General features: G+C 69.1%; 14 protein-coding genes. All 14 read right to left on the reverse strand.

The genetic code is table 11. From position 1 onward, the window contains the following. Positions 1–73 precede the first annotated feature (73 nt). The 14 genes from ACRXBZ_RS19275 to ACRXBZ_RS19340 all read right to left on the reverse strand — a co-directional run bounded on the left by ACRXBZ_RS19275 (position 74) and on the right by ACRXBZ_RS19340 (position 13,319). Positions 74–931 carry an SGNH/GDSL hydrolase family protein gene (locus tag ACRXBZ_RS19275; protein WP_433880275.1) on the reverse strand — a complete coding sequence of 286 codons (858 nt, stop codon included), beginning with the start codon at positions 929–931 and terminating at the stop codon, positions 74–76. A gap of 205 nt (positions 932–1,136) precedes the next feature. Further along, the gene (locus tag ACRXBZ_RS19280; RefSeq protein WP_433880276.1) at positions 1,137–3,404 is read right to left on the reverse strand and encodes an oxidoreductase; all 2,268 of its coding nucleotides are present in this window, start codon (positions 3,402–3,404) and stop codon (positions 1,137–1,139) included. A 296-nt stretch (positions 3,405–3,700) separates the two neighbouring features. Then, positions 3,701–4,465, reverse strand: a complete 765-nt coding sequence (locus ACRXBZ_RS19285) for an amino acid ABC transporter ATP-binding protein (protein WP_433880277.1) — start codon at positions 4,463–4,465, stop codon at positions 3,701–3,703. Then, a complete protein-coding gene (locus ACRXBZ_RS19290; RefSeq protein ID WP_433880278.1) occupies positions 4,462–5,292 on the reverse strand; it encodes an amino acid ABC transporter permease in 831 nt (276 codons plus the stop codon). Before ACRXBZ_RS19290 ends, ACRXBZ_RS19285 begins: the two co-directional genes overlap by 4 nt. A gap of 12 nt (positions 5,293–5,304) precedes the next feature. Then, positions 5,305–5,463, reverse strand: coding sequence for a hypothetical protein (locus ACRXBZ_RS19295; RefSeq protein WP_433880279.1), 159 nt, complete (start codon positions 5,461–5,463; stop codon positions 5,305–5,307). Continuing rightward, positions 5,463–6,278, reverse strand: a complete 816-nt coding sequence (locus ACRXBZ_RS19300; protein WP_433880280.1) for a basic amino acid ABC transporter substrate-binding protein — start codon at positions 6,276–6,278, stop codon at positions 5,463–5,465. The genes ACRXBZ_RS19295 and ACRXBZ_RS19300 overlap by 1 nt, the downstream gene beginning before the upstream one ends. A gap of 471 nt (positions 6,279–6,749) precedes the next feature. Beyond that, entirely contained in the window at positions 6,750–8,867 is a 2,118-nt protein-coding gene (locus ACRXBZ_RS19305) for a VanW family protein (RefSeq protein ID WP_433880281.1), read from the reverse strand. A gap of 145 nt (positions 8,868–9,012) precedes the next feature. After that, positions 9,013–9,333, reverse strand: coding sequence for a GroES family chaperonin (locus ACRXBZ_RS19310; RefSeq protein ID WP_010313054.1), 321 nt, complete (start codon positions 9,331–9,333; stop codon positions 9,013–9,015). A gap of 181 nt (positions 9,334–9,514) precedes the next feature. Continuing rightward, entirely contained in the window at positions 9,515–11,392 is a 1,878-nt protein-coding gene (locus ACRXBZ_RS19315; protein ID WP_433880282.1) for an NHL domain-containing thioredoxin family protein, read from the reverse strand. After that, complete coding sequence (locus tag ACRXBZ_RS19320; RefSeq protein ID WP_433880283.1) at positions 11,374–11,787, reverse strand: type II toxin-antitoxin system VapC family toxin; 414 nt, start codon at positions 11,785–11,787, stop codon at positions 11,374–11,376. The genes ACRXBZ_RS19315 and ACRXBZ_RS19320 overlap by 19 nt, the downstream gene beginning before the upstream one ends. Beyond that, the gene (locus ACRXBZ_RS19325) at positions 11,784–11,999 is read right to left on the reverse strand and encodes a type II toxin-antitoxin system CcdA family antitoxin (protein WP_433880284.1); all 216 of its coding nucleotides are present in this window, start codon (positions 11,997–11,999) and stop codon (positions 11,784–11,786) included. The genes ACRXBZ_RS19320 and ACRXBZ_RS19325 overlap by 4 nt, the downstream gene beginning before the upstream one ends. Positions 12,000–12,031: 32 nt before the next feature. Next, positions 12,032–12,247: a YunG family protein gene (locus tag ACRXBZ_RS19330; protein ID WP_433880285.1), complete on the reverse strand. Its 216-nt coding sequence runs from the start codon at positions 12,245–12,247 to the stop codon at positions 12,032–12,034. Positions 12,248–12,481: 234 nt separating this feature from the next. Continuing rightward, a complete protein-coding gene (locus tag ACRXBZ_RS19335; RefSeq protein ID WP_433880286.1) occupies positions 12,482–12,787 on the reverse strand; it encodes a HigA family addiction module antitoxin in 306 nt (101 codons plus the stop codon). An 88-nt stretch (positions 12,788–12,875) separates the two neighbouring features. Continuing rightward, a complete protein-coding gene (locus ACRXBZ_RS19340) occupies positions 12,876–13,319 on the reverse strand; it encodes a hypothetical protein (protein WP_433880287.1) in 444 nt (147 codons plus the stop codon). Between the last annotated feature and the right edge of the window lie 32 nt (positions 13,320–13,351).

The raw sequence follows: 13,351 nt of genomic DNA on the forward strand, positions 1-13,351 counted from the left end.
AGACCCCCGCAGCTGGTGGCGGATTCCAGGGGTCACATTGCAACCCAAGGCTGCGGGGGCCTTCTGGGTCGTGTCAGGCCCGGGTGTGCCGCACGGCTTCCGCGACGGCTCGGCCGAAGGCGAGCATGCCCCTTGCGTTCGGGTGCAGCGGGGCCGCCACCGAAGTCGGGATGACGCCCTCGTAGTACTTGTCCGCCGGGGCGGCGCAGACGTCGTGGCCCGCGCTGACCGGGCCGAGGTCGACGAACTCCGCGCCGTGCGCCGCCGCCCGCGAACCGAGCATCGAGCTCAGTTTGTCCACACTGGACTGAATGTAGTCCGCGTCGCGCCCCCACATCGGTTCCTTCGGGTAGCAGCCGCCCGGCCGGAGGTAGGTGCCGTAGCCGACGACCATGATCTCGGCGTTCGGGGCCCGGTGGCGGATCTGCGCGAGCGCATCGTCGAAGCGCGGTTCGAGCGCGTCGATCCGCTCCGCCAGTTCGTCCCGGCCGCCCGCGGTGAACTCGTCGGCGCACGACGATCCGGCCGGTTCTGGCAGCAGGTTGATGCAGGAGACCGCCGCTTGCACCAGGCCGACGTCGTTGCCGCCGATGGTGACGGTCACCAGGTCGGTCTGGTCGCTGAGCGCTCCGTACTGCGGCGGCATGATCCCGTGCTGCCGCCCGGAGAAGTCCGCGATCTTCGCGCCCGAGCAGGAGACGTCGGTCAGCTTGGCGCCGAGCAGTCGAGCCGCCACCTGCGGGTAGTTCTCCCTGGAGCGAAAGCAGAGCAGGTTCGGGTCCGGGTGCGGCGTTAGCGGCCCGGCGGCCGCCGAATCGCCCATCGCGACGTACTCGAACTCGTCGGCTGCGTGAGCCGTGGGCGCGAGCACCGCCGCGGTCGCGACGAGGGCGGAACCGAGCAGGGCGAGACGACCGGGCTGGGATCCCACAGGACCTCCTGCGTGAGCTGGAGCATTGGCCAGCTTGATCTAGCACGCGAAAGCCCTCGCGGCGCGCGAATTCACCCGACCGTCGAGCGAAACGGAGCCGATCGGATCAGCCGAACTCACCCGAATCCCGCGCACTGACGCAATTTCAATGGAAATCGAAGGTCCGATTTCCATTGAAATTGCGTTCAACGTGCCGGGGGTGGGACTACAGCTCTCGGTGAAGGGCTCTGGTGATGCCCGCTGCCACCGTGGTCGCGAGGATCCAGCCCGAGGCGATCAGGACCACCGTGATCCACTGCGAATTGCCGTGGGCCTGCCACATCACGTCGTGGCCGAGATTGATGATCGGCAACAGTTGGTCCACTGTGTACAAGAGGGGACTCCACACCGGGTGGTCCTCCTCGTTGATCGGCTCCAGCTTGTGGAACGCGAACCAGGTGGTGCCCGCCGCGGTCAGCAGCACCAACCAGATCAGGGCGCGGAGCGGGCGGTAGCCGTAGCTGACCGTGATCAGCTGCAGCGCGCTCCACAACCGCACCGGTAACCGGAACGCCGGGCGGGTCGCCGCCGCGATCGCCTGGTAGCGGCGCTTCTGCTTCTCGATCAGCACCTCCACCGCGTGTTCCTCGTTGCCGTTGCCGCGGAACACCCGCGCCAGCTGGTCGTACGGCCCCGGCTGGTAGCGGCCGCCGGAGTTGGCGCGCAGCCAGCCGAGCCGCTCCCGCACCGCGGCCCGGTCGGTCGGCTCGATGGTGGTGGTGAAGTTGTCGTACGCGAAGTCCTCGACGTCGACGCCGCCGGATGCCGCCCACAGCTGCGAATTGTCCGCGAGCAGCTCGCACTGTGCCTGCCGCAGCATGATCCGGCCCTGCGGCGCGGTCTCCGGAAGCAGCGTGAGTTCCTGGACGACCAGGCCGAAGGCGTTGATCGCGTTGCGGCTGGAGCCGTCGCCGAGGCGGCAGCCGTGGAAGTTCGCCTGCCGCCCGATCTCGGCGCGCCGCAGCTGCACCTCGCCTTCGGCGACGAACGGCCTGCTGCCCGCCGCGCACACCAGGTCCCGCGCGATGCTGGCCGCGCGCAGGTCCACAGAGGACTTGTAGGCCATCCGGTGGCGGTGCCACGCGGGCTTGGTCAGGTGCGCCGAGCGCAGGTCGACGTTGGCGCCGATCTGGGCGCCCTGCAGTTGGATCGAGCCGACGACGTCGGCCTCCCGGCAGTCCATGTTGCTGCCGACCACGATCCGGCTGGCTTGCAGCACATCGGTGCGCGGGCCGTGCAGCTTCGCCCGGTTCAGCTGGAAGCTGCCGTGCACCCGGACGTCGATCATCCGCACCTGGCCGTGCAGGTCGACCCGCGACGCCTCCAGGTTGCCGAGGATCTCGGTGCCGTCGATGTGCACCGCGCGCAGCGGCTGCTCGACCGAGGCCTTCGCCGAGCGCGACCAGCTCAGGTCGATGTGCGCGCCGGACATCCGCAGGTCGCCGCCGACCTTCGCGCTCACCATCCGGATCGTGCCGCCGCTGCGGAAGCCCTGGTCGATCTGCACGTCGCCGCGGATGTCGCCGCGGTCGACGACCAGCGTGCTGGTCGGGTCGTCGTACTGGGACTCGCCACGACGCGGGGGAGCGACGCCCGGCTCCAGCACCGCATCGCGCAACCGCAGGTCGCCGGCGATGTGCGCGCTGGGCATGAACAGGATCCCGGCGACCGTGAACGGCCGGCGGGTGAGCGGGTCGACGTCGCAGCGCAGGCTGCCGCCGATCTGGATCCCGTTCGCGTTCAGCGCGTAGCGGCCCCGGTTGCGCAGCGCCCCGCCGGAGAAGTTCAGGTTGCCGCCGACCTTCGCGCCGGGGATGCGGATCTCGCCGGATGTCTGCAGCCGCAACCCGAGCAGCGCGCCGTTGACCGTCAGGCGGTCGCCGTAGACGGCGCGGCCGCCGGGGTTGCGCAGCTCGCTGTCGTTGAGCAGCAGGGAACCGCCGAGCTGGGCGTCGGCGAGGTCGACGATGCCGCCGACGCTCGTGCAGTTGCGCAGCACGGTGTCGTTGCTCGTGTTGAGGTTGCGGGCGTCGATGCCGGGGAACCGGCAGTGCCAGAGCACCAGGCCGGCGATGTTGGCCTGCCGCAGGTCGGGGGCCTGCTCGAACCGGCAGCGGACGAACTCCAGCAGGTATGGCAGGTCGGTGGCGCGCAGGTCCAGGTTGCCGGTGATCACCGCGTCCTCGATCGCGATGACCTGCTGCTGGCCGCCGCTGCGCCGGGCGAACGGCCGCCAGCTCGGCTCGACCAGGCGGCGGGCGAGGTATTCGCCGCGGATCTCCTGGTCCTGGAGGTGCCACGGGGCGTGCACGTCCAGCGGCGGAGCGGCGTCCTGGGGCGCGCGATCCGCTCTGCCCTGTCGGAGCAGATCCTCGAACCGCTGCTCCGCAGCGGTGAGCGGACCGTTGTTGTCCCACGGCTTGACGACCGGCACCCTCGCCCCCGAACTTGTCCCGACGTGTCGATCACCCGAAACGTAGCTGATCGACTACCTGTGGGATTAGCCCGTTTGGAAATCGATTTGGTCTTCCGCGCCCGACGCGGCCCACCCGCGCCGCGCAGAACGGGCCGGAAACGGGTTCCACAGAGCTCGGACGTTCGGCCTCGACGCCTGGTTGCGACATCCGGCGCAGTGCACCGGGATGGCCTGGCCGGTTCCACGTGAAACCCCCGGCGATCCGCCCTGGTTCGGGCGGTGCCGGGGGCTCGCAGCAGTGCGGTTCCGCCGGATCACTCCGGGGTCGGATGGGCGTGGGTCGGGTAGAGGACGCGGGCCAGGAAGGTGCGGGTGCGCTCCTCCTTCGGCGCGCCGATGACCTCGGCGGGCGGCCCCTGCTCGACAATCCCGCCGCCGTCCATGAACAGCACCCGGTCGGCCACCTCGCGGGCGAACTGCATCTCGTGGGTGACCACGAGCATCGTCATGCCCTCGTCGGCGAGCTCCCGCATCACGCCGAGCACGTCGCCGACCAGTTCCGGGTCCAGCGCCGAGGTCGGCTCGTCGAACAGCATCACCTTCGGGTTCATCGACAGCGCCCGCGCGATCGCGACCCGCTGCTGCTGACCACCGGAGAGCTGGGCCGGCATGGCGTCGGCCTTCTCCAAGAGCCCGACGCGGGCCAGGTTCTCCCGCGCGATCTTCTCCGCCGCCACCTTGTCCCGGCCCAGCACCTTCCGCTGCGCCACGGTCAGGTTGTCCAGCACGTGCAGGTGCGAGAACAGGTTGAACTGCTGGAACACCATGCCGACGTGTCGGCGGGCGCCGTCGAGGTCGGTGTCCGGGTCGGTGAGGTCGGTGCCGTCCACCACGACCTTGCCCGCGCTCGGCTCCTCCAGCAGGTTCACGCAGCGCAGCAGGGTGGACTTGCCGGACCCGGACGGGCCGATGACGCACACCACCTCGCCGCGCTCGACCTGCAGGTCGATGCCGCGCAGCACCTCCAGCGAGCCGAACGACTTGCCCAGCCCGGAGATGTCGATCATCACGTCGCTCATGCCGTGGCCCCCTTGGTCCGCACCCCGCCGTACTTGCGCTCCAGCAGGACGGAGACGCGGGAGAGCGGGATCGTGATGATCAGATAACACAGGCCCGCCACCAGCAGCGGTGTCAGCGACGCGTACTCGTTCAGCGCCGCCCGGCCGAACTTGGCCAGCTCGTACTGGTCGCTGGCCAGGCCGAGCAGGTAGATCAGCGACGAGTCCTTGGTGAGCAGGATCAGCTCGTTGGTCAGCGGCGGCAGGATGATCCGGAACGCCTGCGGCATCACCACGGTGATCATGGTGCGGGTCTGCGACATGCCCAGCGAGCGCGCCGCCTCGATCTGGCCGCGCGGCACCGCCTGCACGCCCGCCCGGATGGTCTCGGCCATGTAGGCCGCGCCGACCAGGCCGAGCGCGAGCATCGCGGTGGAGTAGATGTCGAACCGCAGCTGGAAGGCGATCGGTACGCCGAAGCCCAGCGCGATGAACACCAGCAGCGCGGGCAGGCCGCGGAACAGCTCGATGTAGCCGGTGGCGATCCACCGATACGGCCCGACCGGCGACATCTTCATCAGCGCCAGCAGGATGCCCAGCCCCAGGCCGAAGCCGAAGCCAAGCGCGGTGTAGATGATGGTGTTCACCAGCGCCGTCGTGATCACGCCCGGGAACTGCGCGACCGCGACGTCGACGTTGAAGAACGCGCGCGCGATGGAATCCCAGTCGGCGATCGCGGCCGCGACCACGATGACCACGATCAGCACGGCGTACTGAATGCCGCGGTTCAGCCGCGCCCGCTGTCGTCGGCCCAGCCCCGACTTGGGCCGCTCGGTGTCCGTTGTCATGAAGTCTCCTGATCAGTGTTCGGGGCCGGCGGTGGAGCACCCGCCGGCCCCGCTGCTGGCGGGCCGGATCGCGGTCGGCGATCCGGCCGCGCGGATCGGTAGTTCGGCGCGGCCGACCGTGGTCGCGGTCAAGGCGATGCCTGCTGCGGCCTGCAATCGACCACCCGCCATCACTGCGGCTTCTTGCCGAACCACTTCTCGTAGATCTTGTCGTACTCGCCGTTGTCCTCGAGCTTCTTCAGCGCCGCGTTGACCCGCTCTTTCAGCGCCGTGTTGCCCTTGGCCATGCCGATGCCGTACTGGTCCCCGGTGGTGAACTCGGTGGTGATCTCCACCTCGGGGTTGTTCTTGACGAAGTCGGCCAGCACGCTGTTGTCGTTGACGGCCGCGTCGACCTGGCCGGTCTGCACCGCGGTCACCGACAGCGGCAGGTCCTCGAACTGCACGACGTCGTAGCCGTTGGCCGCCTTGTTGTCGTTGGCGTACTGCTCACCGGTGGTGGACAGCTGGACGCCGAGCTTCTTGCCCCGCAGGTCGGCGAGGCTGCGGATGTTCGCGCCCTTCTTGACCAGCAGCGCCTGGGTGGCCTCGAAGTACGGGTCGGAGAAGTCGAAGTTCTGCTGGCGGGTCGGCGTGATGCTCATGGCCGCGGCCGCGACGTCGCAGCGCCTGGTGTTGAGGTCCTCGCCGGACTGGATGCCCTCGAACGGGGTGTCGACGATGTCCTGCTTCAGGCCCATGTCCTTGGCGATCGCGTCGACGAGGTCGACGTCGAAGCCGACGATCTTGCCCTGGTCGTGGAACTGGAAGGGCTTGTAGTCCAGGTGCGTGCAGGTCGTGAGCAATCCGGGCTTGATCACCTCCACGCCGCCGTCGCCCGTGCCACCCCCGCCGGTGGTGGATTCGGCACAGCCCGCTGCCGCGGCGGTGGCCAGGGCCAGAGCGGGCAGCAGAGCCAACGCTCGTAGTGTTCTGCGACGCGCCACGATGTCACTCCTAGTAGGTGAGAACGCGAGTGATCGAATGGTGCCACTCGTCCGGGCGTAATCCCAATGCTGAATATTGCGAACCCATCAAGTTTTCGCCGGAGGCCCGGCCGCGATCCGGCCCACGATCGGAAAACTGCAGGCCGAGCACCGGGAACGCGAAAGGAATTCCGCCGAACCTCCCCTGTTCGTGCGGGTTGTCGCCCGCGGTTGCCGAGTGGCACTCAGTTTCATGTGGCATGTGCCACTGGTCAACAGGGAGCCGCCGACAGCTCCGCAGGACGTTCCGTGCCCCCGCCAGACGATCACTGCTCGTACACGGAACGTGATCCAGACGGGTGGATTTGTCGACAAGTCGCCACTACGCCATCCGGCGGTGGAGCGGATGTTCGCCGGTTAGGAGACTTCGAAACGCGGGAGCGGTTGTTCCGGCAATACCGGAACAACCGCTCCCGACGGCAACAGCGCTGGTCAGCCAGGCAGCGGTGGCGGAGCCCCGCAGTGGATGATCGGCTGCGGTTTGTAGACCGTGTGCTGGGTCTCGGTACGCACCCGCCCGGTGGACAGGTCCTTGATGGTCCGGGTGTCGTTCACCGAGAAGCCCGGCGCCCCCTTGCTCGGGCTGCACGGCTCGCCCGGCGGCACGACCTCCTCGTGCGGCTCCGTGGGATTGGTCCGCTCGCCGGTCTGCGACGTCACGTCGAACTGCTTGGTGCCCCACAGCGTCACCGTGATCGACGACGCCGTCCAGCGGGTGGTGATCACGATGCCGCTCTTGGCGACGTTCTTGAACTTGACGTCGATGATGCTCGCGCCGCTGGGGCTCTGGAACACGGTGGCCTCGCGGCCAGCCGGGTAGCGGCTGATGTAGTAGCTGTGCGCCTTGTGCTCGACGTTCTGCATGCCCGCGAAGTACGAGGCGTTGTAGAGCGTCGTGGCGAACTGCGAGATGCCGCCGCCGACGGCCCGGCCCGGCCGGCCGTTCTCGATGATCCCGGACTCGACGTAGCCCTGCGGGATCCCGCGCGGCCCGGTGTGCCCGTTGAGGCTGAAGGTCTCGCCCGGCTTGATGATCGCGCCGTTGACCTGCTCGGCGACCCGCCGGATGTTCACACCCGACGCGGCCTCGAACCCGTTGGTGGTGAACTCGCCGACCACCTCGCGGATGCCCATCTGGTTGGCCTGGTCGGTGGTGAACTTGGCCGGCTCGTGCACGTAGATCGCCTGCACGACGCGGTCCTGCGGGCGGCGGAGCACCTCGTCGATCCGCTCGAAGCTCTTGTTCCAGTCGACGCCGATGCCGTCGGTGGACGGCCGGACCACGGGGGCGCCGCCCTCCAGGACGATCTCGGCGTCCTTGCTGGGCTTGATCGTGTCCGCCAGCTGCGGCTCGACGCCGCCGATCGCGGTTGGCAGGTCCACGCTGGACTTCAGCCCACCGGCGCCGTCCGGTTCGAACCGCAGCGAGGCGCCGATGGTCTCCGGCGAGAGGGTCGCGTTCTTGCGCTCGCCGCGCACCGTCACCGGCGCGGCCACCGCTGGCTGCGCGACCTCGGTCAGCGCCCGCTGCACGCCTTCGCGGGTCGTGCTCACCGGCTGCTCGGTGTACGGCAGCCGCACTGCGCCGCCCTCGGCCCAGCGGGCGAGCACCTCGTCGGTGGCCGCCTGCATGTCGATGGCCTGGCCGGTGACCGGGTCGACCGCGACCGGTTTGGCGCCCTCGAACCGGATGGTGCCCTCGGCGGGCGCCCGGTCCAGCTGCGGCCGGACCTGCTCCAGTGCCTGCACCAACTGCTCGCGGTCGCCGTGGCTGACCGGGGCGACCTCGTGCGTGGTGAACAGCGAGGCGATCCGGGTGAACGGGTTCAGCGGCTGGCTGCCCGCCTGCTCAACGGTCGCCGTCCAGTCCATCTGCAACCCGACCTGCTCCGGGTTGATCATGGTTGCGCGGTCGCCGACCCGCAGCTCGACGGGCTCGTTCAGGCCGGGGCCGAGCTTCTCGCGCAGCTGCGTCTCGGCGGCGGTTTCGTCCAGTCCGCCGATGTCGACGCCGGCCACCACTGTGCCACGCGGCACGGTGCCGCTGGTCAAAGCCAGGTCGCCGACGTAGAGCAGCGCCAACGCGCCGACCGCGGCACCGGCGGCGATACCGGCCCGGATCAGGCCGCGCCGCTTCTTGTCGGCCTCAGGGGGCTCCGGGTCGGAGGGCAGGGCGCCGCTCCAGCCGCTGGGTTCGGCGGGGACTCGCGGGATCGCTTGGGTCTCGCCGATGGGGAAGGCGGAGAAGTCCGCGGGCAGCGCCGCGATCTGGGCGGTGCGCTCGGCGTCGGACTCCGGTTCCGGCTTTGGGGGTTCGGGCTTTGGGGGTTCCGGCTTCGGGGGTTCGGGCTTCTGGGGTTCTGGCTTCTGGCCGTTAGTCGGCAGGTTGGGCCGAGTGCCCAGTTCCAGGTCGGCCTGCACCAGGGGGATCCGGGTGGTCTGCTCGACGCTGCTCTCCGGCTGGGCTCCGCCGGCGGGGCGCTCGGGCTCGGTGCGGAACCGCTCGGTCGACGGCTCCGCACCGCTTGGCTGATCGTGGTTCTCCGGCACCGCTTCCCCTTCTCGTGTCAGTCCTGCGGTGGGGCACGTGGAACTGTCAGCGGCCGGTGGGGCACCGACCCAGCGGCGAACACCCTCGCACGCACAGCGGAACGACCGGTAGGCCGGGCCCGCTGCCCGACTCGGGCACGCCGATCTACAGGTACAGCCCGGTGCCCTGTTCGGTGCGCTCGCTGGCCACGGCGTGCAGGTCCCGCTCCCGCATCACGAGGTACGCCTGGCCCTGGACCTCGAACTCGAACTGCTCGTCTGGGTTGAACAGCACCTGGTCGCCGACCTTCACCGTGCGCACGTGACTGCCCACACCGAAGACCTCGCCCCACAGCAGCCGCTTGGCCACCTGGGCGGTCGCCGGAATCACGATGCCGCCGCTGCTGCGGCGTTCCCCGGATTCCGGAGAGATGCGCACCATGACCCGGTCGTGCAGCATCTGGATTTCGAGCTTGGCATCGGTCACCCGAAAAGTTTACTTGCCACCGCCGGGTGACCAACCAGCCAGGGCGGGTCCGGCGCGCGGCTTTCCCGGCGCACCACGGCGAACCCCCCGAGGGCCCACCGGTTTCCGCTGCTCAGGACCCGTGAGCATTTTTAGGGGCTATGGCACCCAAAACCACTCACGGGCCTCTCTGGGCGGGACGTCACTCCTCGGCGTCGAGGCCGCCCATCACCAGCGGCAGCCTCCTCGGCCCGGCGGCGGTGATCTTGATCGGCACGCCCCAGTCCTGCCTGGTCAAACGGCAGGCCGGATGCTCGACCGACGGGTCTTCGTCGCAGCTGGCGGCCTGCGCCACCACGTGCAGCACGCCCTGCTCGATGCCGTCGGCCAGCACCAGACGGCGGGTCAGGCCGGTGCCCACGCCAGCGCCTTCGACCAGCAGCTCCGTCGGCGACGAGGTGATCTCCAGCCTCGTCGACGGCCCATAGCGCTCGTCCAGCTTGGTGCCCGGCGGCGGCGTGAACACCACCGCGAGCTCGACCGTGCCGCTGCCGATCTCTGTGGCCGGCCGCTTGACCTGCTGCGACGCCCCCTCGACGAGGCGGGCCGCGACGCCGGGCGGCACCGGCCGCTCGAGGCGGTGCGCGGCGGAGGCGACCACCACCAGCTCACCGTCCACCACGGTCGCGCCAGACGGCTCCGCGACATCGATGGCCAACGTGGAAACCTCACCGGTCGCCGGCTCGTAGCGCCGGACGGCACCGTTGTAGGTGTCGCAGACCGCGACCGAACCGTCGGGCAGCACCGCGACGCCGAGCGGGTGCTGGAACAACGCCTTATCGGCGAGGCCGTCGGCGTGGCCGAAGTCGAACAGCCCGGTGCCGACGGCGGTCCGCACCGCGAAGCCCCCGTCGGCGGCCTCGACCCAGCGCAGCGCCGACGTCTCGGAGTCGGCCAGCCAGAGCCGGTCACCGCCGTCGGCCAGCCCGGACGTCTGGGCGAAGAACGCCTCGTGCGCCGCGCCGTCGCGCAGGCCCTCGACCGTCGTCCCGGCGAACCGCCGGACCTCGCCGGCGACCGGGTCGAACAGGCCGAGCGTGTGGTTGCCCGCCATCGCGATCACGACTCCGCCGGCCGGTTCCCACCAGACGACGTCCCAGGGGCTGGTCAGCGGCGTCTCCAGCGCGGGCCCGCTGTCCGAGCCGTCGCGCCACTGCTCGCCGGTCCCGGCCAGCGTGGTGACCTGGCCGTCCGCGAGCCGGACGCCGCGCAGGAGGTGGTTGACGGTGTCAGCGACCACCACGTCGTAGCCGACCTGCTCGGCGACGCGCCGCGGCAGCAGCGCGAGACCCGCGGGCTCGGCGAACTCGGCGGCAGCGCCGTCGGCGCGACCGCGCGGACCGGTGCCGATGCGGCGCACGACCGTCTCGCCGTCGGCGGCGAACTCCGCCAGCGAGTGGTTCGCGGAGTCGGAGACCAGTAGGTTGCCGCCGGGCAGGGCGACGACCTTGCTCGGGAAGCGGAGCGTCGTCGCGGGCGCCTCCGGCGGCACGTACGGACCGTCGCCACGGTGCAGCGTGCCCTTGGCCTCGTGCTCGGCGATGACCTCGGTGATCACGCTGCGCAGCGCCTCGACGTGCCCCTCACCTGCGGCGACGTGCACGACGTAGCCCTCCGGGTCGACCACGACCAGCGACGGCCAGGCCTTGACGGCGTAGTTCTGCCAGGTGGTCAGCTCCGGGTCGTCGAGCACGGGGTGGCGCACGGCGTAGCGCTCGACGGCGGCGATCAGCGCATCGGGGTCGGCCTCGTGCTCGAACTTCGGCGAGTGCACGCCGACGGTGACGACCTCATCGGCGAACTCGGCCTCCAGGGGCCGGAGTTCGTCGAGCACGTGCAAGCAGTTGATGCAGCAGAACGTCCAGAAGTCGAGGACGAGCACCTTGCCGCGGAAGTCCTTGAGCCGGAGTTCCGTCCCGCCGGTGTTCAGCCACTGGCGGCCCACCAGTTCGGGGGCACGGACCCGGGCACGGCGTTTCTGCTGCTCACTCACACCGGGAGTCAACAGTTCGGTGGGCACAGGGTTTCGGTCAGATTCGGGCACACCCTCGCCAGTTTGTGGTCAGTGGTCAGTACGCGAAGTCCGAGATGGTCGGCCAGCGCGATATAAAGCGCGTCGAGCAGACGCACGTCCGCGCGCCGTGCCCATGCCCCAGTCAGCAGGCCTGGCAACGGGTGACGAGTAACAGGCATGGCTGTGAGGCGGTCCAGGGCCAGTTCGACATCGGCGACAGCGAGGGCACCCGCGCGCTGCATTCGACCAAGCGCTGAGATGACCTCAGCGTCCAGGTGCGCCGGAGCGTGCAGCTCGGTCCTGGTCAGGCGGTCGATCGCCGCTGGGGCGTAGTCGGTGCCAGCGAGCAGATCAACCGCCACGGAGGCATCCAGTACCACTGCGTTCATTGCTGCGCTCACGCACCGAACTCCTCACGCGCGTCATCGAGCGCGGCAGCGGCTGCCTCATGGGTGAGCCCACGCGGCACAGGAAGCGTCGCCAACCATGCATCGGTAGCGGTGCGCGCCAACTCAGCGGCTATGGCGGCCTGCGTCAACGCCGAGATGTTGAGTTCGGCCTCGCGCGCTCGCTCTGCTAGTTCGTCAGGCACCCACACGTTCACACGAGCCATACACACACCATACACACACGTCATTGCCTGGGCTAGCACTCGAGATATGTCAGTACTCGTTTTCGGAGGGTTTCGTACTCCGTATCGAGGCGGGTCTTGCCGTCCGGGCGAGAGACGGGTTCACCAGGGCCGACGAGCTCGTTGGAGGCGAACTGACCTCGGGTGAGGTCGAGTTCCACGCCGCCGCCGAGGCGGTTCCACCAGTGGTAGTCGACCCATTCACTGCCGCGATGAACATCGCCCCGCATAAGGTCGCCACCAAAGAGATCGTTGAGGACGAGGGCGGTGTGGTGCCGCATTGGCCGCGGGCCGGATTGCCGGGGTGCCAGGCGGGGATGTCTTCCGGGGCACACGTGTCAGAACCTGTCAGAACCCCAGGAACCTCGGATCGCGCGCTCCACGTCGGTCAGGGGACCAGAGGATCACGAGGCGCAGCCTGCCGAAGACCACCGACAGTCCGCACCCTTGGCCGCATGAGTCGCTCACGCCGAAAGCGGACGAACAGGGGTGCGGTCGTCGGTCAGCGTTGGTCGCCCCGCGAGCAGATCCGCGCCGCCGCAACGAGCGAGAGGGACTCGTCCTGCAGCCCGGTCCCAGAAACCCTCAGACGTGCTGGAGTAGCGTGACAGACGCAATCCGGTATCAGCTGTGATCCCCCGTCGACCGTGCGTAATCGCGCTGACACGTGTCTGCGGAATGCCAAGATCCTTCGCCAGGCGATACTCCGTGATCCCCATTGGTTCGAGGAACTCTTCGCGCAGAATCTCCCCGGGATGTGTGGGTGGCATAACGATGTCAGTGTTGATGGCCTCCCTCTCAGTGATAATCGGTGAACTCGACGGCTTCCGGTCCCGCGTCCGGTCCAGCGGAGGTAGCTCATCGACTGCTTGCGGCTTTGAAGTACTGGTTCGACGGTTTGAGGAACGCCAGGACGAGGAACGGCGGCATCGCGACCAGCACCATCAACAACTCGATGCTGGCCATGATCGCGCCCGGCTGGCTGACGAGAGGCCCCAGCTGGAAATCGAAGGTGATGAGCATCTGGATGATGCCGAAAAGGCCGTAGAGCAGCCAGACCACGGCGAGGATCGCGAGTGTGGTCCGAGCCCAGTTCCGGCCAGCGCGCATCCGGAACGCGAAGATCACCCACAGCACGGTAAGCACGAGGGTGCCCAACGTGTTGACCACGTTGAAGATGAGCGGGCCTAACCAGGCATCGAGATATCTGATGACTTGCAGCGCGAGGACCACGAAGCTGATAACGGTCAGCACCGCCGAGAGGATCGGCACCACGATGCCGATCAAGGTCGCGAACGTCACCGTCCCAGGCGCTTTCGGTCGGCCAGACTGCT

Source organism: Saccharopolyspora hattusasensis (assembly GCF_050972075.1).
GTDB lineage: Bacteria > Actinomycetota > Actinomycetes > Mycobacteriales > Pseudonocardiaceae > Saccharopolyspora > Saccharopolyspora hattusasensis.